Origin of the sequence: Heliorestis convoluta (assembly GCF_009649955.1) — a bacterium.
Taxonomy (GTDB): Bacteria; Bacillota; Desulfitobacteriia; order Heliobacteriales; family Heliobacteriaceae; genus Heliorestis; species Heliorestis convoluta.
In genome coordinates this window covers 504,638-525,214 of sequence record NZ_CP045875.1, presented here as the reverse complement: position 1 = coordinate 525,214, position 20,577 = coordinate 504,638, and the positions used below count along the sequence as shown (strand labels likewise).

Annotated in this window: 22 protein-coding genes and 1 other annotated feature; of the genes, 3 read left to right on the top strand and 19 right to left on the bottom strand. The window is 44.2% G+C overall.

Features of this window, described 5'->3' with window-relative positions; genetic code table 11:
* Nucleotides 1-27 precede the first annotated feature (27 nt).
* The 16 genes from FTV88_RS02335 to FTV88_RS02260 all read right to left on the bottom strand — a co-directional run bounded on the left by FTV88_RS02335 (nucleotide 28) and on the right by FTV88_RS02260 (nucleotide 16,087).
* A complete protein-coding gene (locus tag FTV88_RS02335) occupies nucleotides 28-2,244 on the bottom strand; it encodes a RelA/SpoT family protein (RefSeq protein WP_279236942.1) in 2,217 nt (738 codons plus the stop codon).
* A gap of 309 nt (nucleotides 2,245-2,553) precedes the next feature.
* Nucleotides 2,554-4,683: a protein translocase subunit SecD gene (gene secD / locus FTV88_RS02330; protein ID WP_153724219.1), complete on the bottom strand. Its 2,130-nt coding sequence runs from the start codon at nucleotides 4,681-4,683 to the stop codon at nucleotides 2,554-2,556.
* A 136-nt stretch (nucleotides 4,684-4,819) separates the two neighbouring features.
* Entirely contained in the window at nucleotides 4,820-5,482 is a 663-nt protein-coding gene (locus FTV88_RS02325; protein WP_153724218.1) for an HD domain-containing protein, read from the bottom strand.
* Between the two features lie 74 nt (nucleotides 5,483-5,556).
* A complete protein-coding gene (locus FTV88_RS02320) occupies nucleotides 5,557-5,766 on the bottom strand; it encodes an aspartyl-phosphate phosphatase Spo0E family protein (RefSeq protein ID WP_162007861.1) in 210 nt (69 codons plus the stop codon).
* 196 nt (nucleotides 5,767-5,962) lie between these two features.
* Nucleotides 5,963-6,220, bottom strand: a complete 258-nt coding sequence (yajC, locus tag FTV88_RS02315; protein WP_153724216.1) for a preprotein translocase subunit YajC — start codon at nucleotides 6,218-6,220, stop codon at nucleotides 5,963-5,965.
* Between the two features lie 69 nt (nucleotides 6,221-6,289).
* Entirely contained in the window at nucleotides 6,290-7,417 is a 1,128-nt protein-coding gene (tgt, locus tag FTV88_RS02310) for a tRNA guanosine(34) transglycosylase Tgt (RefSeq protein WP_153724215.1), read from the bottom strand.
* A gap of 11 nt (nucleotides 7,418-7,428) precedes the next feature.
* Entirely contained in the window at nucleotides 7,429-8,460 is a 1,032-nt protein-coding gene (queA, locus tag FTV88_RS02305; RefSeq protein ID WP_153724214.1) for a tRNA preQ1(34) S-adenosylmethionine ribosyltransferase-isomerase QueA, read from the bottom strand.
* A complete protein-coding gene (locus FTV88_RS02300; RefSeq protein WP_153724213.1) occupies nucleotides 8,460-9,923 on the bottom strand; it encodes a SpoIID/LytB domain-containing protein in 1,464 nt (487 codons plus the stop codon). Before FTV88_RS02300 ends, queA begins: the two co-directional genes overlap by 1 nt.
* Before the next feature lie 121 nt (nucleotides 9,924-10,044).
* A complete protein-coding gene (locus tag FTV88_RS02295) occupies nucleotides 10,045-11,160 on the bottom strand; it encodes an anti-sigma factor domain-containing protein (protein ID WP_162007860.1) in 1,116 nt (371 codons plus the stop codon).
* 81 nt (nucleotides 11,161-11,241) lie between these two features.
* Nucleotides 11,242-11,997, bottom strand: coding sequence for an RNA polymerase sigma factor SigI (gene sigI, locus FTV88_RS02290; RefSeq protein WP_243137271.1), 756 nt, complete (start codon nucleotides 11,995-11,997; stop codon nucleotides 11,242-11,244).
* A 62-nt stretch (nucleotides 11,998-12,059) separates the two neighbouring features.
* A complete protein-coding gene (locus FTV88_RS02285; protein WP_153724211.1) occupies nucleotides 12,060-12,284 on the bottom strand; it encodes a DUF2905 domain-containing protein in 225 nt (74 codons plus the stop codon).
* 6 nt (nucleotides 12,285-12,290) lie between these two features.
* Nucleotides 12,291-12,833 (bottom strand): epoxyqueuosine reductase QueH, encoded by a 543-nt coding sequence (locus FTV88_RS02280; RefSeq protein WP_153724210.1) that lies wholly within the window; start codon nucleotides 12,831-12,833, stop codon nucleotides 12,291-12,293.
* Nucleotides 12,834-12,893: 60 nt separating this feature from the next.
* Nucleotides 12,894-13,958 (bottom strand): Holliday junction branch migration DNA helicase RuvB, encoded by a 1,065-nt coding sequence (gene ruvB / locus FTV88_RS02275; protein WP_153724209.1) that lies wholly within the window; start codon nucleotides 13,956-13,958, stop codon nucleotides 12,894-12,896.
* 32 nt (nucleotides 13,959-13,990) lie between these two features.
* Nucleotides 13,991-14,845, bottom strand: a complete 855-nt coding sequence (gene ruvA, locus FTV88_RS02270) for a Holliday junction branch migration protein RuvA (RefSeq protein WP_162007859.1) — start codon at nucleotides 14,843-14,845, stop codon at nucleotides 13,991-13,993.
* A complete protein-coding gene (ruvC, locus tag FTV88_RS02265) occupies nucleotides 14,842-15,330 on the bottom strand; it encodes a crossover junction endodeoxyribonuclease RuvC (RefSeq protein WP_153726471.1) in 489 nt (162 codons plus the stop codon). The genes ruvA and ruvC overlap by 4 nt, the downstream gene beginning before the upstream one ends.
* A gap of 79 nt (nucleotides 15,331-15,409) precedes the next feature.
* Nucleotides 15,410-16,087: a hypothetical protein gene (locus FTV88_RS02260; protein WP_153724207.1), complete on the bottom strand. Its 678-nt coding sequence runs from the start codon at nucleotides 16,085-16,087 to the stop codon at nucleotides 15,410-15,412.
* A 185-nt stretch (nucleotides 16,088-16,272) separates the two neighbouring features.
* Here FTV88_RS02260 and FTV88_RS02255 point away from each other — a divergent pair, with 185 nt between their 5' ends.
* On the top strand, nucleotides 16,273-16,746 hold the full coding sequence (locus FTV88_RS02255) for an Lrp/AsnC family transcriptional regulator (protein WP_153724206.1): 474 nt from the start codon (nucleotides 16,273-16,275) through the stop codon (nucleotides 16,744-16,746).
* Between the two features lie 187 nt (nucleotides 16,747-16,933).
* Here FTV88_RS02255 and FTV88_RS02250 read toward each other — a convergent pair whose 3' ends face one another.
* From FTV88_RS02250 to FTV88_RS02240, 3 genes are all read right to left on the bottom strand, one after another.
* Nucleotides 16,934-17,698 (bottom strand): YebC/PmpR family DNA-binding transcriptional regulator, encoded by a 765-nt coding sequence (locus FTV88_RS02250; protein ID WP_153724205.1) that lies wholly within the window; start codon nucleotides 17,696-17,698, stop codon nucleotides 16,934-16,936.
* Between the two features lie 66 nt (nucleotides 17,699-17,764).
* Nucleotides 17,765-18,541 (bottom strand): NAD(+) synthase, encoded by a 777-nt coding sequence (nadE, locus tag FTV88_RS02245; protein ID WP_207707899.1) that lies wholly within the window; start codon nucleotides 18,539-18,541, stop codon nucleotides 17,765-17,767.
* A 248-nt stretch (nucleotides 18,542-18,789) separates the two neighbouring features.
* On the bottom strand, nucleotides 18,790-18,933 hold the full coding sequence (locus FTV88_RS02240; protein ID WP_153724204.1) for a hypothetical protein: 144 nt from the start codon (nucleotides 18,931-18,933) through the stop codon (nucleotides 18,790-18,792).
* A gap of 289 nt (nucleotides 18,934-19,222) precedes the next feature.
* Nucleotides 19,223-19,484 (bottom strand) — a sequence feature (23S ribosomal RNA rRNA prediction is too short).
* Between the two features lie 223 nt (nucleotides 19,485-19,707).
* On the opposite strand from FTV88_RS02240, the gene FTV88_RS02235 reads away from it, so the two are divergent.
* Together FTV88_RS02235 and msrA are read left to right on the top strand one after the other, a co-directional pair.
* Nucleotides 19,708-19,944, top strand: coding sequence for a 4Fe-4S dicluster domain-containing protein (locus FTV88_RS02235; RefSeq protein WP_153724203.1), 237 nt, complete (start codon nucleotides 19,708-19,710; stop codon nucleotides 19,942-19,944).
* 29 nt (nucleotides 19,945-19,973) lie between these two features.
* A complete protein-coding gene (msrA, locus tag FTV88_RS02230; protein ID WP_243137268.1) occupies nucleotides 19,974-20,519 on the top strand; it encodes a peptide-methionine (S)-S-oxide reductase MsrA in 546 nt (181 codons plus the stop codon).
* Nucleotides 20,520-20,577 lie beyond the last annotated feature (58 nt).

Genomic DNA, 20,577 nt, shown 5'->3' with positions numbered 1-20,577 from the left:
GGTTTATATCTTTTATTACCAAGTTCTCTAGCTCGAAAGCTGCCCTTTGCCTTTTTCCGGTTTATTACTTATACCGGGTGTAAGACGACGAACATCAAGCACATCTTTGATCTTGCTGATTTTTTCAAAAAGGAAATTCAGATGACCTAAGTCTCTAATCTCAACAACCATATTGATCAAAGCCATTTTATTTTTTGTAGCTCGTGAGTAAATAGAATTGATCGTTGTTTTAGAATCGGAAACAGCAAGCATAACATCGGTCGTTAGGCGTTCTCGATCGAGGGCCGTAACTTCGATTTCAACCTGATAGGTTGTTGGTGATTGTTTGTCCCAGGCGACTTCTACCATTCGTTCTTTATCTTCCGGTGGCATGTGAACCAAGTTGACGCAGTCACTGCGGTGAATGGACACACCTCTTCCTTTGGTGATATAGCCAACGATATCATCACCGGGTAAAGGGTTGCAACAACGGGAAAAGCGGATTAGTACATTGTCTACACCACGCATACGCACACCTTGTGAAGGCTTCCCAAAACCAGAGAAAGGCTTTACTTCCGGTGGAGGTGCTATATTTTCTTCGTACTTTTTCTCTTTTTTCAGCTCTTCTTTAATGCGCATAAGAACCTGATTGGTCGTAAGAGCGCCATCTCCAATGGCAAAAAAGACGTCTTCGGCACCTTGTAAGTTAAAACGTTTGCCTATCTCATTGAGTCGATCTGTTTTCAACGCTTCGACCAGATCAATGTGAAGCTTTTTGATCTCTCGTTCTAGCGCTTCTTTACCCCGTTCTACAAATTCTTCGCGCTTTTCTTTTTTGAACCACTGACGAATGCGGTTGCGAGCGGTTGCTGTCTTAACAACGTTAAGCCAATCTCTAGAAGGACCTGCTGTTGTTTTTGTGAGAATATCGACAATCTCACCGGTTGATAACTTGTAATCAAGTGGCACAATACGTCCATTGACTTTACAGCCCATACAACGATGTCCTACGTTAGAGTGAATACGATAGGCGAAGTCAATAGGCGTTGAGCCCGCCGGTAACTCAACTACATCGCCTTTTGGTGTAAATACAAAAACAGCGTCCGAGAAAAATTCAATTTTTAGCGATTCCATAAAATTTTGGGGATCGCCTTGATCAGACTGCCACTCCAACAATTGTCGAAGCCAGGCTAGCTTTTCTTCAAAGTTTCTGCCCTGGACTTTGCTTTTTTCTTTGTATTTCCAGTGGGCAGCAATGCCATATTCAGCAGTTCGATGCATTTCCCAGGTGCGAATCTGCACTTCAAAAGGCTCACCCATAGGACCAAGTAAAGTTGTATGAAGGGATTGATACATGTTCGTTTTCGGTGTAGCAATGTAGTCTTTGAAACGCATAGGAATGGGCTTCCAGATTGTATGAATGATACCCAGAGCTCCATAGCAATCTTTCAGGTTATCTACGGTAACACGAACAGCAATCAGATCGTAAATTTCCGATAGGTCTTTTTTTTGATTAACCATCTTTTTGTAAATGGAGTAAAAATGCTTTGGTCGACCTGAGATATCTGCTTCTATGCCCACATCTTCTAACTTTTCTCGTAAGATGGCGATAATTTCATTGATACGTGCTTCTCGCTCTTGCCTTTTCACAGCAATTCTTTGCACGAGATCGTAATATGTTTCAGGCTCTAAATATCGAAGGGATAGATCTTCTAATTCCCACTTGATTCTTGAAATACCAAGCCGGTTCGCCAGTGGTGCAAAAAGTTCTATTGTTTCAACGGCAATCTCGCGCTGTTTTTCTGGCCGCTGGTGACGAAGCGTTCTCATATTATGAAGTCGATCGGCCAGCTTGATCAAAATAACACGAATATCTTTGGCCATGGCTAAGAACATTTTGCGCAAACTTTCAACTTGTTGCTCCTGCTTAGAACGAAACTCAAGACGGCTAAGCTTCGTAACACCGTCGACGAGCAATGCGACTTCCGCACCAAATTCCTTTTCCAATTCTTCTAGTGTTATGGGTGTATCTTCTACAACGTCATGAAGAAGGCCTGCCGCAATGGTAGGGACGTCTAGCTCTAAGTCAGCCAGTATATATGCCACAGCCATGGGATGAAAGATGTATGGTTCCCCAGATTTCCGGAACTGTCCCGTATGGGCTTCTTCAGCATACTGGTGGGCTCGGCGGATAAACTGTAAGTCCGCCTCTTTGTTGGTGTAGCTTTCTATGCGCTCGATAATTTGCTCCAGGGTTGCCTGCATCTTTTCACCTCCCATCGCAAGGGTTATCTATGTTTCTTGCGATGCCTGTTTAAGAAAAAAACTTTTCACTTTTTCTATTTTATGGGCTGGAAATCCTGCAGTATTGGTGAAAAAAGAGCTTTGGATCCGAGTAAAAGCTCTTTATTAGCCATTGTTCCATCTTTTGCTAGGTCATATACTTCTATGCAATTTGTACCTTGCCGTTGATCGGGATACAGCAATTTATTGTATCACATTATAAGTATAGAAAAGGATAAGTATAGAAAAAGCACTCTGCCGAATTGTCAGAGTGCTTTAAAGTATCCGTTCTTATGCGGCTTCTGTATTTGTATTTCTTTTGCGTCGTTGTGCTTTTTCCCAGATCTTCAAATCAAGCCAGATAGGGCTCGCATGGAAGATAGAGGAGTAGACACCGACGGTAACACCAATTAAGATGGCCAGCGCCAGATCTTTTGTCGTCTCACCACCCCAGAAGAGTAGGGCGACCAGTACAAAGATGACTGTTAAGGCCGTATTGACAGAGCGAGTCATGGTCTCCCAGAGGGAGCGGTTGACCATTTCTTCAATATCGCCTTTCTTCTTCATCTTGCCATAGTTTTCTCGGATGCGGTCAAAGATAATAATCGTATCGTTGATAGAATAACCGATTACAGTCAAGATGGCCGCTACAAAAGCTGTCGTTACTTCTATCTGGAAGAGAGAGAAGATACCGACGACGATGAGCACGTCATGCAAAAGAGCCGATATGGCGGCAACAGCAAACTTGAATTCAAAGCGTATCGTGATATAGCCAATCATGAAGACTGCCGCGGCTGCAAGAGCCAATAGCGCGTTGATGGCCAATTCTTTTCCGATCACAGGCCCAACAAGTTCATCACGCTGTACTTCTAGAGGTGCGATCTGACTTCGCAAGGAATTCAAAACTTCTATTCTCTCTTCATGTTCTAGTACTTTCGTCCGAATAATGAAATCATTGTCATTCGATTCCTGGATCGTTGCTGTAGCCAAGTCGTGCTGACCTAAGACAGTTCGGACTTCTTCTACTGTAGTAGCTCTTTCAAACTTTACTTGCATCATAGAGCCGCCTGTAAAGTCAATGCCAAAATTCAAACCTTGTAGCAACAAAGAAAGAATAGCTGGAACAATCAAAAGTGCCGAAAAGCCATACCAAGTCTTTCTTTTTACCATCAAGTTAATCTGGCTAAAGCGCTCCAGGTTCTGATGACCTTCTTGCGCTCCGTAGTACCTGAGATCTTTGAAAAGTCCACTCCCTGCCGTAGAGCGTAGCATCCACCTTGTAAAGGTGATCGCTGTGAACATGCTCGCCAGGATACCGAGTCCAAGCGTAATGGCAAAACCACGAATAAGTCCACTCGTCAGGAAGTAAAGAATAATGATAATGATCAGTGTTGTTACGTTAGCGTCTAAAATGGCACGGAAAGCACGATTAAATCCGCCTTCAATGGAAGCTCGTAGTGATTTTCCTTGTCGGATCTCTTCTTTAATTCGTTCATAAATAATAATGTTCGCATCGACGGCCATACCGACTGAAAGCAATAGACCAAAGATGCCCGGTAGCGTTAAGGTAGCGTTTAAAAGGGCCAGTATGCCCATGACGATTACCGCATAAAGAGCCAGTGAAACTGTTGCGATAAATCCTGGGACACGGTAATAAAGAATCATGAAAGCAATAACCAGACCTAGGCCAATTAAAGCAGCAGACTGGCTTTTACTTAAACTATCAGCACCAAGAGAAGGTCCTACCGTACGCTTCTCGATCATATCAAGCTTGACAGGCAATGCACCAGAGTTCAGAAGAAGAGCAATTCGGCGGGCTTCTTCTAAGGATTCATAGCCTGTAATTTGCGCTTCACCATTGACAATCACACTTCTAACAACAGGGTTTTGCAAAAGATCGTCATCTAAATAGATGCCTATGGTGCGATTGAGATTGGCTCTCGTTGCCTCAGCAAACTTTCTTGTACCTTCAGGATTAAAGCTTAACGTAACAATTGCTTCTGTTCCACCAGGCACAATCTGTTCACGAGCTTGTCGTAAGTCTTGTCCTTCAACAACCACTTCGCCTGCTTCTGTTCGGAAGGTCAGCATGGCCGTTCGTCCAATTAATTCAATGGCACGATCGGGATCATCAATGCCAGCTAATTCAATAATAAGACGATCTTGACCTTGAATCTGAATCAGTGGCTCCTCAACACCCAGGCCATTAATACGTTGCTCCATGATAGCTTTGACCTGTTCCATCTCCCGCTGGGTGACGCCTTCTTCAGGCCCTTCAACAGCCTGCAAGACAACATGCAAGCCGCCCTGCAAGTCTAACCCCAACTTGGTCCCTTGCAGGATGGGGTTATAACTCAGAGCGGCTGAGACGGCCACCAGAAGGAGCAAAGCTATCATTTGCAACAAATTGCGTGTTTTCATAGTGATAGCTGCCTCCTTGCCCTATTTTATTATTGCTTAAAAAATGTATCACATTAACAGGTAATAAGGTCACCTCGAATTATACTCTTTCTCCACAAATCTTGTCAAACGAAAGTAGAGGGTCTATAGGGATTAATTACAAAAGTTGCGTACCATTGATAATTAGATGAAACTCTGCACCAAGGTAATTGGCAGCTCGACGGCTTAATACCATTCGAGGCAAAAAGATTTCAAAGTAATCCATAAGAGGACTTATTTCAGAGTCTATTTTTAACACCAGAGAAAGGGTGTTGTTACCCATTTCTAAGGTAGACTCACGAACAGCGTAGTTGACACGGTCATGAATATCAAAAGTTGCTTTGTCTTTTTCTCGTACTCTTTTGAAGTGCACATCGCCTTTATCGGCCAATACAAGAGCAGCGCAAGGCGCGTTGACAATGTGACCAACTGATTCATCATGGTTGCCGATGGCAGCCATGATTGTAGCAATGTCGGCGTAATCAGCGCCAAGTTCTTTTAGAATTAAACGAGAAAGCACAGCTCCAATTTGACCATGACTCTCACGACTTACGCTGTTGCCGATGTCGTGCATAAAGCCAGCAATGCGAGCGAGCTCAATCTCTTTTTGATCATAGCCGAAGTGTTGTAAAATGGCACCGGCATTTTTGCTTACTAAGGCAGCGTGGCGCAATCCGTGTTCGGTAAATCCCATTGCACTTAAATGTAAATCAGCTGCTTCGATATAGGCTCTTACTTCAGCATGGTCTCGCACTTGTTCGAAAGTGATTGACTTGGTCATTGGATTATAATCTGTCCTTTCATCTCTTGTAAGATTGTTGGCAGCAAAAAAATATAAAAAAAAGCCGCTGAGATCTATCTTCCCAGCGGCACAGGATAATAATCGGGAAAATCTAATTCTAATTGTCGATTTTCCTTCATATATTGCACGATTAGTACGTCAAGTTCACAGGATTTACGGTAAATAAGGCCTGTCGTTAATTTATCAGTTCCTTTTCTACCGGCTAGACGCTCTAGTTCTTTCCGTTTCCTCTGAATTCGACGCAATAACAATTGACTATCCATTTTCCACATTCCCCCTAAGACAAGCTTTTTGTCTTTGTCTAGTAAAATGACAAAAAACATCAAAATACAAAAAGTTCCAAGTTGTTACCATAAATGTTTCGACTAAAATTTCCAATTTCCTGCCTCAATAGGTAACTTTTTTGTATTTTTTTGTTATCTTAGGGTTCTAATGGTTTTCTGGAAACGTAGGTTGTTATTAGTCTGCTTTTTTAATGATGGCCGTTTTGGTAACTTCTATATTGACGCCTTCTGAGATTTCCATCATCACAGTTTCTTCACCCACAAAAGTAAGTGTTCCATGCAGACCGCCTGCAGTCACGACTTTATTGCTTACTTTGAGGCTTGACACCAGTTCTTTATGGGCTTTTTGAGCTTTCATCTGTGGTCTTATGGCGACAAAGTAAAAAAGGGCAAAAAGTGCCACCATATATACTAGAAACCAACCTTGCTCCATGAGAAAAAAACCTCCCTTTCTTCATTGAAAACTTTTCATTGAGACTTTTATGCATCCTTATCTATTCGCCTAGGAATGATCCATTTCCTGCCCGTATTTGTCAAGAAATTCTCTTTTGAATTGCAGGAATCGATCTTCTTCAATGGCTTTTCTGGCTTCTTTCATCATTTTTAAGAGAATGTGTAAATTGTGAATGGTAAGGAGCCGATAGACCAGGATTTCTTCTGCTTTGTAAAGATGTCGCAAATAGGCTCGACTATAGTTCTGACAGGTATAACAACCACATTCAGGGTCGAGCCGCTCAAAGTCTCGTGCATACCGGGCGTTGCGGATGACGACTTTGCCATGGGTGGTAAAAGCAAGACCGTTGCGTGCCACTCGCGTTGGGAGGACGCAGTCAAACATGTCAACGCCACGAGCTACGCCTTCTAAAAGTGCATCAGGACTTCCTACACCCATGAGATATCGTGCTTTCTCTTTGGGTAGTTCAGGCACTGTGGCTTCAAGCATTTCGTACATCAGTGGTTTTGGTTCACCTACACTAAGACCACCAATGGCGTATCCTGGAAAGTCTAGTTCCACAAGTCGTGCTGCGCTTTCTCGACGCAAGTCAGCGTACATACCACCCTGGGTGATTCCAAAGAGCGCTTGATCTTCTCGAGTGTGAGCTGCTTGACATCGCTTGGCCCAGCGCGTCGTCATTTCCAGTGATTTTTTGACGTAGTCGTATTCACTAGGATGAGGAGGACATTCGTCAAAGGCCATAATAATGTCGGCACCTAGATCCATCTGTATTTGAATTGATTTTTCCGGTGTGAAAAAATGTTTGGATCCATCGATATGACTTTTAAATTCTACGCCTTCTTCTGTGATTTTTCGCAGCGGTCCTAAGCTGAAGACTTGGTAGCCTCCGGAGTCTGTTAGAATACCGTGCGGCCAGTTCATAAAGCGATGCAATCCCCCGGCTTCTCGAACAAGATCTGAACCGGGACGAAGATAGAGATGATAGGTATTCGATAAGATAATACCAGCACCTAAGTCTCTTACTTCTTCTGGCGTCATTGTTTTGACAGTCCCCTGCGTTCCCACAGGCATGAAAATCGGTGTCTCAAAAGTGCCGTGGGGCGTATGTAGTCGACCCACGCGAGCTTTGGTTTGAGAACATTCTTTAATTAGTTCGTAGCGGACAGCAGCCAAGGGAATCCTCCTTAAATGATCATCATTGCGTCACCAAAGCTAAAGAAACGGTAGTCTTTTTGCACTGCTTCTTCATAGGCCGCCATGATGGTATCGCGGTTCGCAAAAGCAGAAACGAGCATGAGTAAGGTAGAACGAGGTAAGTGAAAGTTAGTGATCAGACCGTCGATTACTTGAAAGTTGTAACCAGGATAGATAAAGATATCGGTCCAACCTGAGGTGGCTTTGACAGCACCTTTTTCTAATGCAGCCACTGATTCAAGGGTTCTTACGACTGTAGTTCCAACAGCAACAATCCGTCTACCTTCTTGCCTGGCTTTCGTAATAGCTTGGGCGGCTTCCTCATCGATTTGATAAAATTCTGCGTGCATCTGATGGTCTTCTACTTTTTCAGCTTGCACAGGCCGGAAAGTGCCTAGCCCTACATGGAGCAGTACGGTAGCAATCTCCACGCCTGCCTCTTTAAGATCTTGCAGCAACTCTGGCGTAAAGTGAAGACCTGCTGTAGGTGCCGCTGCAGAGCCTTTTTCTTTGCTATAAATCGTTTGGTATCGCTCTGTTTCTTCTTTTTGCAAGGGTCGTTCAATGTACGGTGGCAGTGGCATTTGCCCTTTTTCTTCTAAAAGTTGGTCAAAATCACCACAATAGCGAAACTTGACAAGTCTTCCACCAAAGGCCGTGCTGTCTATGATGTCTGCTTGCAGATCTTCACCAAACTCTACAGTAGTGCCTGCTTTTAGTCTTCGTCCTGGACGGACAAGTACTTCCCAGCGGTCTTCTCCTTTTGGCGTCAGCAAGACCATTTCTACAGCTGTATCGGTGCCTTTTTTTACTCCAAAAAGGCGAGCTGGTATGACACGGCTACGATTTAAGACGAGCAAGTCACCGGGGCGGAGTAGCTCTTTAATTTCGCGAAATATCCGATGCTCTATGAGACCATTTTGCCGATTAAGAACCATCAGTTTGGAGGCGTCACGTGGTTCAATGGGTGCTTGTGCTATCGCTTCGCGAGGTAGTTCATAGTCGAATTGATCAACGTTCATCAGGTTCCCCAGTCTCCTACGATTTGAAGTCGGCCATTTCTCTGACTGCCGCCATAATAATGTTCAACGATTTCTTTATATGTTTTTCCTTTGATAGACATTCCCATAGCGCCCCATTGGCTCATGCCTACACCATGACCATAACCATGGCCTTGCAATGTAAAGGTATCACCGGGACGAATCTCTATGGTACTAGATTGGTTCAAGCCACCTTGGCTGAGTATAAAAAGCTCCTTGGCTGCATCGACTTGTCGAGGTATAAGGTCAGCACCCATGGCGAAGACAGAGGCTTCTTTGATTGTGTAAGCCCGTGGGCTTTCGTCGGCTGCTAGTACTGTAATCGTGCTGTTGCCAGTGGGTTTGCCTACAATTGTGTTTTCTGTACTTGTTACGGCGCTAGCGACTGTAAAAAGTGTAGACGGTGTGTTTACCAGAGCTCGAACGAGAAGCTTATCCACTGTTATCGTCTCTTTAGAGCCAACGACTTCAAGGCGAATGACCCGACCTGTGGGGCTTTTCTCGGCAATTCTGATTGCTTTTACTGTTCCAATATCGCGACCTGTAATCGATTGCGCTCGCTCTGTAATTTCCTGTGCTGTAATGGTTTTGCGCCAACGATAGGCCGCAGCGGTGGCTGTACTAAGTTCTTCTGCATAAGCATCATCTGGCGAAGTCACGCCTTCTAGATAGGGCCTGCTTTCATTCCATACAAATTGAGCACTTTCTGTTTTACCACCTGCGTTAGAGTGATAAACTGCTTCAATCACCCTGCCATCATAATGAAGGACTTGTCCTCTCGTATCATCGACGACTTGTCGAATATGATCTCTTTCGCCTTCAATACCTCGATAGACTTGGCTGCTTGTGTCTGCCCGTAGATCAAAAAGACTGTTGCTTCGTTGTCGGATCGTCAAGTGATACAAAGCATAGCTGCGAGATACAACAGCCTGTGCTTTTAGCGCTTCTTGAGGTGCACCGAAGCCCATTTCGGGACCGACGACGCCATAGAGATAGGATTCGAGATCAAGATCATTAATCAAGACCAACCCTCTTTGGTCTACTGCTTGCGGAGGATAGATTCGCAGGTTTCCTCGGTATTTTTTACCGTTTATCTCCAATATATTCTCTGTACCGGCGATTCCATGTAGGTAAATCGGTCCGCTGTATGTACGTGGCAGTGCTTGCCCTCCCGAAGTTATCTGAAGAGCTCGTCCAACGGCGGTAATCCGCCAGTCCCCTTGCGTAGGCTGATAATCGATAGGCATTCCCGTCTGCTCATCGATTAATCCGTATCGACCTGAAGCAATTTTAATTTCTACTGTTACAGGTTGATCGATGAGTACTCGAACTGTAGGAACGTCTACTGTTTCTGCTCTAGCTTGAGACAGCGGCATGACAAGAAAGAAGAGACTAAGTAGGATGCCCAGGCCATAGAGCCATCCTTTTCTCTGTGCCTTGTCCAAGGTCTGTTCACCCTTTCTAGCTACATTACTAATTTTTTTCCTGCCAGATGGATATTTTCGACATAAGGTCTTTCTTTCCTGTTTTGCTTTTCGAAAAAGCAAGTCAAAAAAAAGTCCAGCCTTAGCTGGAAGATTGAACTTCTGCTTTTCTATCTTTTTCTATCCTTGTATTCGTTGGACTCACTTCGATTGTGTCATGATCCATAGCATCGTTATCTATGACGTCATGCTCCTGATCCATCCGTTCTTGATTTATCTCCTCTGGATCGATTTTGTTATTATCCATAACGTCACGCTCGATTGGATCGGAAGCAGTTTTTTCTTGCTTTTGTTTCTGCTTATTTTGATTCTCTTGGTCTTGATTCTCTTTCCTGTCTATTTCTTGTGTACCTTTTCTCTCCATTGGCTCCGTTCCTAGAGATGAGCGATTCTCTGTTGGAGGTTTTTCGTCTTTTTCCTCTGGAACCCCTTGCTCCATTGCATCAAGAAGCTGTGCAAATTTGCCAACTGATAAACCGAGTTCTTCCGCTCTTTCTCGTTGTTCTTTCGAGACTTGAATCGTCTGAACCTTATGAGTCGGCAAATTATCTTGCGCTAGTATTTGCTGCGCCGATTGACGCAACTTATCTTCTAAGACTTTCTGCGCTTCCTTTTCATTTTCTTCTCCCTCTGTATAGACAGTAATAAGAAGCGTATTGGCTTTATTGGAAGCGAGATAGCCTTGAAGAAGTGCTTCTGCCGCAATTTCTTGAATCGCTTTTTCTACTGGCAATCCTTCTAAAGCTCTTTGGGCAATGATTTTTTCTCCCTCATCGTTGAGAGAGCGCATTGTTATGACTTGATCTTGTTCATTGAGACCGAGCTCAATAGAAGGATTGATATCGACGGATACATATCGAACAGGCTTTGAAAGTATGGGCTCTTCTAGAGATGGGTCCTGTTCTTCTAGAAGAGCCACGTCCTGTTGCTCTGTCTTTTCATAAAAGATGCTTTTCAAGCCAGACATGTTCAATGCAAACAAAAACAAGGCTGCTACGGCAAGGCCCATCCAGTACCACGCTTGCCTCTTTTTGCTTTTTCCCTGCTTTTGCTGCCTCCGTTTATCCGGTGATATAACAATTTCATCACCAATCGCTGGAACAGGCTGGGGAAGAGGTATGCGCTTGAACTCACCGTTGTCAGTAAGAACAATCGCTTCTTCTTCTGTAATTTCTAGTACAACCCCGCGTTGATCCACCTCAGGGATTTCCTCCTTCTAACAAGGTGGCAGGAGTTTTGCACAAGCTTTTTATCGACGGCAAGAGTCCTGCAAGGTGGCTCAGACCTTGTTAATATATTCTTTGAGGTATTCTAAGTTTTCTAAGAAAATGACAGTGACAGCAATAATATACTTCCGCTGTCTCTCTAAGGTTTTGCGACTCATGTCTACTTCTTTTTCCAGTGCTTTTAGAGGCAAGGAGCCTTTGACCTTTAGATAGTCTCTATATTCTTTTGTTTCTGCAATGAGGCGGGCTACATCGATAGCTCGTCGACGGGCGTCTTCGTGCTTGGGTGATACTTCTACCAACTCGGCGAAGGAAAGACCAAAGTCACGAAGAAGCTTGTCGTATTGAACAATCTCTGCTCGTCGGTCTGTTGCTTCATTTTCAATTCGAAATGTTTCCTGGGCCTGGCGAATCTCAAGACGATTGGATACATCCTCTCCTGATTCATCGTTCCGATCTTCAAAAGAAGATAGAGGTAGCACTTTTTGTGCTTTAGACTCTTTACGGAAATAGTCAATAAGACGTCGACGAATGACTGTATCAGCAAAAGAGAGGAAAGATACGCCTTTTTCTTCGCGATAGTTGTTGATAGCTTCGTTAAAAGCGATGAGTCCAATACTTGCCTCATCATCACTGCCTAGGCGTACATAACGTCCACTAACATTGGAGGCAACGCGCATGATAAAAGGGGTAAACTTTTTGATCAGCGCATTCCTGGAAGTATCATCGCCTTCCTGGGCGCGAACAAGAAGGAATCCGGGCTCTTGGAACCGATTCATGGCCATGCTGTTACGTGATAATTGTTCCAAAAACTTCACCTTCTACTAATAAAATTGTTCGGAGCCAAGGGGGCCTTTTATAGGGGTAAATGTTACCTCCGCCCTATAAGATTGAGTAAAATCGTTAAAATCAGGCTAATCAGAAGTCCTGTCGCTAAAGGAAAGTAAAAAGTCATGTTTCCTTTCTGAAAGGAAAAGTCACCGGGAAGACGACCGATAGAAATGAATTGACTGAGTAGCCAGAGTAAGCCCCCGACAAGAGTAAGGCCTAGACCGATGATCATAATCCACTTTCCAAAGGACGCACCGTCTAACACCTTTTTTCATTCCTCCTTCTTCGGCTTGTAATAACGATCTTTTTCACTGTAAATACAACCGCAGTAGGGTTGCCTGTATAACTCTCGTTCTCGGGCTTGTTGTTGCCCTTCTCTGAAGCCATGGCGAAAATCTTTATATAGAAAAGGAATGGATAGTTCTTTGCCTATCTCTTCTCCTAGGGCTTTCAACATTTCATGATTCTGATAGGGGCTGATAAGCAATGTGGTTGTAAAAGCGTCCATCGACAATTGCCGCCCTTTTTCTGCGGCTTTATAAAGCCGCATGCGGTAGCAATGAGGACAGCGTGAAGCAGGGTCCTGCGCTACTTTCTGCAGGAAAGATTCTAGTTCATAAGTCTCTTCTTTGATTAAAGGTACATTAATGGCAGACGTGTAACCCTCTAAGGTTTCAAGGCGCCGACGAAATTCTTTATAAGGGTGAATGTTAGGGTTGTAAAAGTAGGCATTTACATCGTAACCTTCTTGTCGCAATTGTTCGATTGGATAGATACTGCAAGGACCACAGCAACTGTGAAGAAGTAGCTTCATCTCGTGTTCACTCTTATCATCGAATTCACTCCATCGAGGGATGATTCTTTTCTAGAAATTCTACTCCAATGGCAGGGTAGGTTGCATCGATTCCGTACTGGCTGCTGGTTCTAAGAGGGCCAACAAAGATTGTGGTACAGCCATTTTCATATGCTGACAGGCTGAAATAGTAACCATACGACCTCGTGGTGTACGGTTGATAAACCCTTGTTGCATCAGATAGGGTTCGATCACGTCTTCCAAAGTGTCCACCGATTCACTGATGGAAGCGGCTAAAGTTTCAACGCCAACAGGGCCACCACCAAACTTTTGAATCAACGCTTCTAGATAGCGACGGTCTGTATGATCGAGTCCTAGTGGATCAACTTCCAGACGTGCCAGTGAGTCCTGCGCTATTTGTTCTGTGATAATGCCATTCGAGAGAACTTGAGCATAGTCTCTCACTCTTTTGAGCAATCGGTTGGCAATGCGCGGTGTGCCTCGTGCACGAAGGGCAATGGCTTTAGCACCTGCTGGTTCTATGGCAACCGCTAAAATGGTAGCCGCTCTGGTAATAATCAGCTCTAACTCTTCCGGTTGATAATACTCCAGTCGATGAATGACGCCAAAGCGATCTCGCAAGGGCGAGGTCAGCATGCCTGCTCGCGTTGTTGCACCTACCAAAGTGAAGCGAGGCAAGTCAATACGAATAGAGCGTGCCGAAGGTCCTTTGCCAATAACGATATCAAGGCCAAAGTCTTCCATGGCCGGGTAGAGCACTTCTTCGACAGACCGATTCAACCGATGAATCTCATCGATAAAAAGAACATCCATAGGCTGTAAGTTGGTAAGAATGGCTGCTAGATCGCCCGGTCTTTCAATGGCTGGACCGGATGTGATTTTGAGCTGCACTTTCAATTCGTTGGCAATAATTTGAGCCAGAGTTGTCTTCCCGAGGCCCGGCGGCCCGTAGAGCAAGACATGATCTAAGGCTTCTCGTCGTCGCAAAGCAGCTTCTATAAAAATTGACAAATTGGCTTTTAACTTCTCTTGGCCAATATACTCTTGCAACGCTCGCGGGCGCAAGCTACGCTCTGCTTCCCCCTCTTCTTGTTGCGGTGTCGAAGAAAGCAATCGCTCTTCCATTTTTACCTCACCTCCTTAATCGGGTATCCTATTCATCCTCTAGCTAGGTAGCGTAACGCTCCTTTGATCCATTCTTCGACGGAAGCCTCCGATTCTGTTGTAGCAGCAAGTTCAATTAAAGCATCTTTGGCTTCGTTGCTGGAGTAACCCAAGGCTTGTAAAGCCTCTAAAGCTTCTTCCCGCGGCTGTCTTCTCCGTTGACGCAAAGTGCTTGTATTTTTTCTATGCCTTTTGGCTTCTTGGTTCGCTTCTCCCAACGCTTTGTTCTGCCCTTCATTCTGGGCTTCCTTTGTTGTGCCATCTAAGGCTGTTGTTCTGGCGCCTGCTTCATTGCCTTCTGTAGACCCTATTTCGACTACTGGTGAGACTTCTGATGACGTTGCTGCTGTTATTACAAAGGTTGATTGATTTGCCTCCTCAGAAAAAGAAGGAACTGCACTCTCACCTGCATAAGCATAGGTAATTGGCAAAACGCGAAGCCCTTGTTTGAGTAATTTGTCACGAAGTTCTACGACCAGCCGTTGCGCTGTTTTTTTACCGATACCGGGAATTCTTGTTAATACCATCATATCTTCCGTCACGATGGCTCGCTCTAGCTGCTTGGCCGGGAACGTAGAAAGAATGGCCAATCCTACTTTAGGTCCAATACCACTGACTTCTAGCAATAAACGAAAAAAGGCCAGCTCTTCTTCCGATTGAAAACCAAAAAGTTGCACCTGCTCTTCTCGGTGATGAAAATATGTATGAATTTTCATCGTCTCTCCGACTCGAGGTAACTGCTCTAAAACAGTAGAAGGTACAAAAACGTGGTATCCTACACCTGAAACATCTAGTACGATAGCATCTTCACCGACACCAACCAATAGGCCTCGTAAAAAGGAAATCAACAGGTCCTCTCCTCCTGGTGCACACTATGGGCACAACAGATTGCTACAGCCAAGGCATCGGCTACATCGTCAGGCTTAGGTTTTTCTGATAAGCAGAGCAAGAGACGGACCATGTCTTGAACTTGTCCTTTTTCTGCTCTGCCATAGCCGACGACAGCTTGCTTGACCTGCGTAGGCTTATACTCACTGACAGGTATCCCTGCTTTGGCAGCAGCTAATAAAATAACGCCCCGGGCCTGTCCAACGGTCATGGCCGTTGTTACATTGCGGCTGAAAAAAACTTCTTCTACCGCTAGACGGTGGGGCTTGTACTTTGCAATCAAAGCTTCTAGTTCTTCTGCAATCATCAAAAGACGGGAAGGCAAAGGCTTTTCTGCAGTCGTTCGTATGACGCCATAAGCAAGGGACGAAAGCCGGTTCCCTTGTACTTCAATGAGTCCATAACCGCATAAAGCCGTCCCCGGGTCAATTCCCAGGATAATCAGAACGGGACACCTCCCCAAGGAAATTCTTAATCAACAATTTGCAATACTTGCGCCGTTAGAATGAAGTTTAAAAGGCTTTTTAATTTCTTAAAAAGCCTTCTCCATTTAGAATTCGACGTGCATCCATTGAATCCTGTTCGAAGGGCCGATTAGATTCATCCATGCCATCTAATATCTGGTAAAGGATTTCTTCGTCATTCCAAGCCAACCAGCCTGATTCAGCAATGCGCCGCAATGCTTCCGGCAAATGTTGTGCTTCAATCTGTGTCAGTCTATCAACACCACCGTATATACCTGGTGGACCAATGATAATTGCAATAACACCTTCTACAATGCCAAGATGCCTCTGACTCGCATCGTCAGGACTTAATGTTGGCACCGTCCTGTGAAAAATAATCTGACCCGGTCTTAGCTCCCACTGCCAGCCTTCTTTCTCGGGAAAGCGTTGTAACAGTTCTCGGAAGGACCTACCTGCCCAATCATAAGGCCGCTCCAATGCTTCTGTTACTGTTTCTTGGCTTATTGCGTAGGTTGTTTTCATATAAATCGCTACGCCTGGTGCAATAGGACGATCAAGCAATTCTTCTTGCGTATACTTCGTAAGAGTTTCTGTGTTTTCGACGCTTAAACGATCATAGACTATAACACCTAGGTAGGTCAATGTAAATGCTAGGCAATAGAGTATAATAAATATAGGTACTAAGGAAGTTCCCCGAGGACTTTCTTTTGTTTTAATGATCTTCTCTGGAATATTCATGGCCTTTTCACCTTTTTCTCTTCTACAGGCATATTCAACCAGCTATAGCCTGCCCGAAGAGCCCATTGCTTAAAACGCCATGCGTGGTTATATTTGTCGTTTTACGGTTATCCTTGACTTTTCCTCAAAATTTTTATATATTCGAATTAAAAGGTTGGTGGTTTTAGGCAAGGAGGCCAATTAAGATGTATGATGCCGTAGATTGCCGGATATTGCAGCACCTCCAACGTAATGGAAGAGTAACCCAGACAGAGCTTGCGTCTCTGGTTGGGCTTTCCTCTCCAGCCGTTGCTGAACGAATCAAGAAGTTGGAGGAAAAAGGAGTTATTCAAGGTTTTCAAGCCCGTCTGAGTGCGAAAGCATTACAACTAGATCTAACTGCTTTCGTCAATCTTCGTCTCGATCATCCCAACTGTTACGAAGGTTTCGTCGAACGAGTTGCAAATTGCGATAATATTCTCGAATGTCACAAAGTTACAGGCGACGATGGTTTTTTATTGAAAATTCGTGTCCGAGATACTTGGGAGTTAGATCAGCTTTTGTCATCGTACATTCTAACAACGCCTGGTGTAGTTCACACGCGAACATCCATTGCATTGACCACACAAAAGGAAGAGTCGACGTTGCCTTTGCCTGTTGCTGAAGAGGAAAGCGCTTAGCAATCAAGACGCTACATATCAAAGACAGCAATTCGATTTAAAGAAATGATCATCGAAGTAGATTGAACTAGTTCTAATTAGAATTTTTTGTTGTTCTAGAGAGATTGCATGGAGATTTGGTCTTAATGATTCTCTTATACCCATAGGAATAGAGAAGGAGCACCCAATGGATGGTGCTCCTTTTTTTTTATATTTCTTGTAATAATGATTCTGACAGATCGAAATTAGCATAGACATTTTGAACATCATCTTGTTCATCTACAATTTCCATAAACTTAAGTAGTTTTTCAGCCTGGTCTTTTTCTGTAACAGCTACCATATTTTGCGGTACCATGGTGATTTCTGCTGTAGTTATGGTATAGCCTATTTCGGATATTTTATTTTTTACTTCTTCTAATTCTTCCGGCGTCGTGTAAATTTCTACCTCATAAGGCCCTGTTTGTACGTCGAAAGCACCTGCGTCTAGTGCTTGCAGCATGACTTCATCTTCGTCAAAAGGTTTTTCTCCTTTTTCTTCATCTACCTCTAGACGAATCAAGCCTTTGCGGTCGAACATCCAAGCCACACAACCACTTTCTCCCAAGTTGCCACCGTACTTTGTGAAAAGGTGTCGAATTTCACTGGCTGTTCGATTTCTATTGTCTGTCATGGCTTCGATTAGAACAGCTACACCACCAGGGCCATAACCTTCGTAGGACAGTTCTTCATAATTGGCACCCTCTCCGGCGCCAGCACCTCGTTGAATGGCCCGTTGTATATTGTCGTTCGGCAAGTTGGCTTCTTTGGCTTTTTGAATGGCTATTTTCAAACGGAAGTTGCCGTTGGGGTCAGGACCACCTTGACGAACTGCTACAATAATTTCACGGGATAACTTGGTAAATATTTTTCCTCTCTGAGCATCTACTTTTGCTTTTTTGTGCTTGATATTGGCCCATTTTGAATGTCCGGCCATATGGTTGCCTCCTCTTCGTGATGCTTATATATCTGCCCCTGTCGGATAGGGTCTGCTGTCTGGTTCTTAGATTACAGGCGGTAACGTTCGCTTGTGTTCGGAGCATTTATGCAGATGTTGTATCTTTTTGACCACTTCTTCAGGACCTTCTCCAGTAAGAATATAGCGATCTGCCTCCTGGTAAGTAAAACCCATCTCTGCTTCGTCCGTTTGCCCCTGCCAAAGATCAGCCGATGGTGCCTTGGTGATAATTTTTTCGGGAATTCCCAGGTAGCTTGCCATAGCTCGTACTTGTGCTTTTACTAAAGTGGCGAGTGGATTGAAGTCACAAAGTTGATCGCCACCTTTGGTTTCATAGCCTAAATAAATCTCTGTTCGGTTGCAAGTGCCTGCAACAAGATAGCCTAGTTCATTGGCAACTGCATAAAGCACTGTCATTCTTTCGCGTGCTTTGGTGTTACCGATCGTAAGTGTAGAAAGGCCTCCTGTGATCAAGCCTCTTTTTTGTAAGGGTCCTTCAATGCTTTTAACGAGTTGAGAAGTTACTTCATCAAGATTAATCTCAACTAAAGGAAGTTCTAGTTTTTGTGCAATTAGTTTCGCATCCTGAGCGTGTTCTTCAGCACTGTGGGCACCAATCCAAAGTGCTAGCACCTTCTCTTTACCTAAGGCTCGTTGACAGAGGGCTGCTGTAACAGCGCTATCAATGCCTCCGCTGAGTCCAACAACGATGCCCTGGCGTCTTGCTTGCTGCACTTGTTGGCAAATAAATTGACAACGTCGTTCTATTTCCTGTTCCATATCTTCTATTTCTAGCTGTAAAGTTACTTCTCCTGTAGACAAATCTGGCTCCTCCTTTTGCTCTCCCTGTCAAGGTTTTTAAAAGTAAAGCTTACTTTCTGATCTGCTTTCCTGTTGATATTATCCTTTATAATAAATAAAGCCTACTTTCCTGGTGTTCCTTTTTACCAGGTTAAGTAGGCTCCGTTGCCGTTATATATTTGTAGTTCTATTTTATGATGGGCTCCACTTGTTCAGCCTACCTATGTATTGTACATCTACCCTACATAGAAGACAAGTTTGTTTTCCTTCTAAGATGTTATTACCTGCCCCGTTGCTAGCTCGATGATACTGTAAATTCGATCTGGCTCCAATCGTGCTCTTTTGAGTACTGCACTGTCCATGAATTGATATCGAACTTCTTCTCCATCGCTCCAGGTTACCAGGTATTCCATTGTTAAAATACGCCTCCTATTATTTTCGCCTCTTCGGCTCTCCATACTGTATACAGTATAACCATGCCGTTCATTATATGCTTTTTTCTTTGCAGAGACAAGCTTTTTTTGATGAAGTCTTTATTATGGTGCTTAGAAGCGACTCTCTAGACTCCTTTTGGTTCTACCCGAAGGAGTCTAGAGGGTCACAAAAAAGCCTACTCCATCTATAAAATGGAGTAGGCTTTTTTCCTTGTACCCTGAAAACTACACAGAGAAATAATAGCGATGTAAAGAGTAGGTTAAGTCCTCGACCGATTCGTACTCGTCAACTACACGCCTCACGACGCTTCCATCTCGAGCCGATCAACCAGGTCATCTTCCTGGGGTCTTACCTACTTACGTAGTGGGAAGTCTCATCTTTGGGTCGGCTTCGCGCTTAGATGCTTTCAGCGCTTATCCGGTCCCGACTTGGCTACCCAGCGCTGCATTTGGCAACACAACTGGTACACCAGCGGTCGGTCCACCCCGGTCCTCTCGTACTAGGGGCAGCTCCCGTCAAACTTCCTTCGCCTGCGATGGATAGGGACCGAACTGTCTCACGACGTTCGACAGGAAATATTGTTTTTCATCGTTGGTTGTGCCCGGCCGGGTACGGCTGGTTAACGAGAAAAAGGCTTGTTTTTACAACATTATGACAGTGAAAACAGTTTATATGAAAGTCCTCTTCTGGTATAATGAAAGCATAGATTTCCTACTATTGCCCTTTTTTACTGATAAGGGAGAGTGATCTACATGGTTACGGTAACGGAAGTGGTTCAAAAGCGAGAGCGAGAGCAAGAGCAAGAGTCTTCTTACTATCGGATTGAAGAAGACTGTATCGGTTGCAAATTCTGTCTCAACATTTGCACATGGGACGCTCTTGATGCCTATGGGAGAGAAGAGAAAGTATTTCAAATTGATGGGCAGCTTTGTCCTGGTTGTGGATGCTGTGCTGCTTGCTGTCCTGTTGATGCCATTCGCAAAGGATAAAAATGAGTTAGAACACAGAGGTGAGTCCGTTGACAAATCACAACATAGAAAAAGCGACTTTTGCTGGCGGTTGTTTTTGGTGTATGGTTGCCCCTTTTGAGCAACTCAAAGGTCTTATCAAGATAGAGTCAGGCTATACAGGAGGCCATGTAGAGAATCCTTCTTATGAAGAGGTTTGCTCAGAGGAAACAGGTCACTACGAAGCTGTTCAATTGACCTACAATCGGGAGGAGCTTTCTTATGAAGAACTCCTTGAGCTCTTCTGGCAGCAAATTGATCCGACCGATAATAGCGGTCAATTCTTTGATCGTGGTGATTCCTATCGAACGGCTATTTTCTACCACAATGAGATGCAAAAGGAAAAAGCTCTGGCTTCCAAAGAGGCCCTCGCTAGAAGCAAGCGTTTTCAAGATCCCATTGCAACGCCCATTTTACCTGCTAGTACCTTCTATTCAGCTGAAGAATATCACCAGGATTTTCATAAAAAGAACCCTAGACGATATCAATTTTATCGCATGGGATCGGGTCGCGATCGTTTTCTCCAAAAATACTGGCCAGAAAAGAAGGAGAAGTAATTGCTACTGTATTAAATCTCAGCATTTTTAGGCTTAATCCCAAAAAGAAGATCTAGAA

Bases quoted from the DNA above. Each gene is read 5' to 3' on its own strand.
- FTV88_RS02335 (WP_279236942.1), bottom strand. From the start codon at position 2,244: ATGCAGGCAACCCTGGAGCAAATTATCGAGCGCATAGAAAGCTACACC.
- secD (WP_153724219.1), bottom strand. From the start codon at position 4,683: ATGAAAACACGCAATTTGTTGCAAATGATAGCTTTGCTCCTTCTGGTG.
- FTV88_RS02325 (WP_153724218.1), bottom strand. From the start codon at position 5,482: ATGACCAAGTCAATCACTTTCGAACAAGTGCGAGACCATGCTGAAGTA.
- FTV88_RS02320 (WP_162007861.1), bottom strand. From the start codon at position 5,766: ATGGATAGTCAATTGTTATTGCGTCGAATTCAGAGGAAACGGAAAGAA.
- yajC (WP_153724216.1), bottom strand. From the start codon at position 6,220: ATGGAGCAAGGTTGGTTTCTAGTATATATGGTGGCACTTTTTGCCCTT.
- queA (WP_153724214.1), bottom strand. From the start codon at position 8,460: ATGAACGTTGATCAATTCGACTATGAACTACCTCGCGAAGCGATAGCA.
- FTV88_RS02280 (WP_153724210.1), bottom strand. From the start codon at position 12,833: ATGAAGCTACTTCTTCACAGTTGCTGTGGTCCTTGCAGTATCTATCCA.
- ruvB (WP_153724209.1), bottom strand. From the start codon at position 13,958: ATGGAAGAGCGATTGCTTTCTTCGACACCGCAACAAGAAGAGGGGGAA.
- FTV88_RS02260 (WP_153724207.1), bottom strand. From the start codon at position 16,087: ATGAATATTCCAGAGAAGATCATTAAAACAAAAGAAAGTCCTCGGGGA.
- FTV88_RS02255 (WP_153724206.1), top strand. From the start codon at position 16,273: ATGTATGATGCCGTAGATTGCCGGATATTGCAGCACCTCCAACGTAAT.
- FTV88_RS02250 (WP_153724205.1), bottom strand. From the start codon at position 17,698: ATGGCCGGACATTCAAAATGGGCCAATATCAAGCACAAAAAAGCAAAA.
- FTV88_RS02240 (WP_153724204.1), bottom strand. From the start codon at position 18,933: ATGGAATACCTGGTAACCTGGAGCGATGGAGAAGAAGTTCGATATCAA.
- FTV88_RS02235 (WP_153724203.1), top strand. From the start codon at position 19,708: ATGGTTACGGTAACGGAAGTGGTTCAAAAGCGAGAGCGAGAGCAAGAG.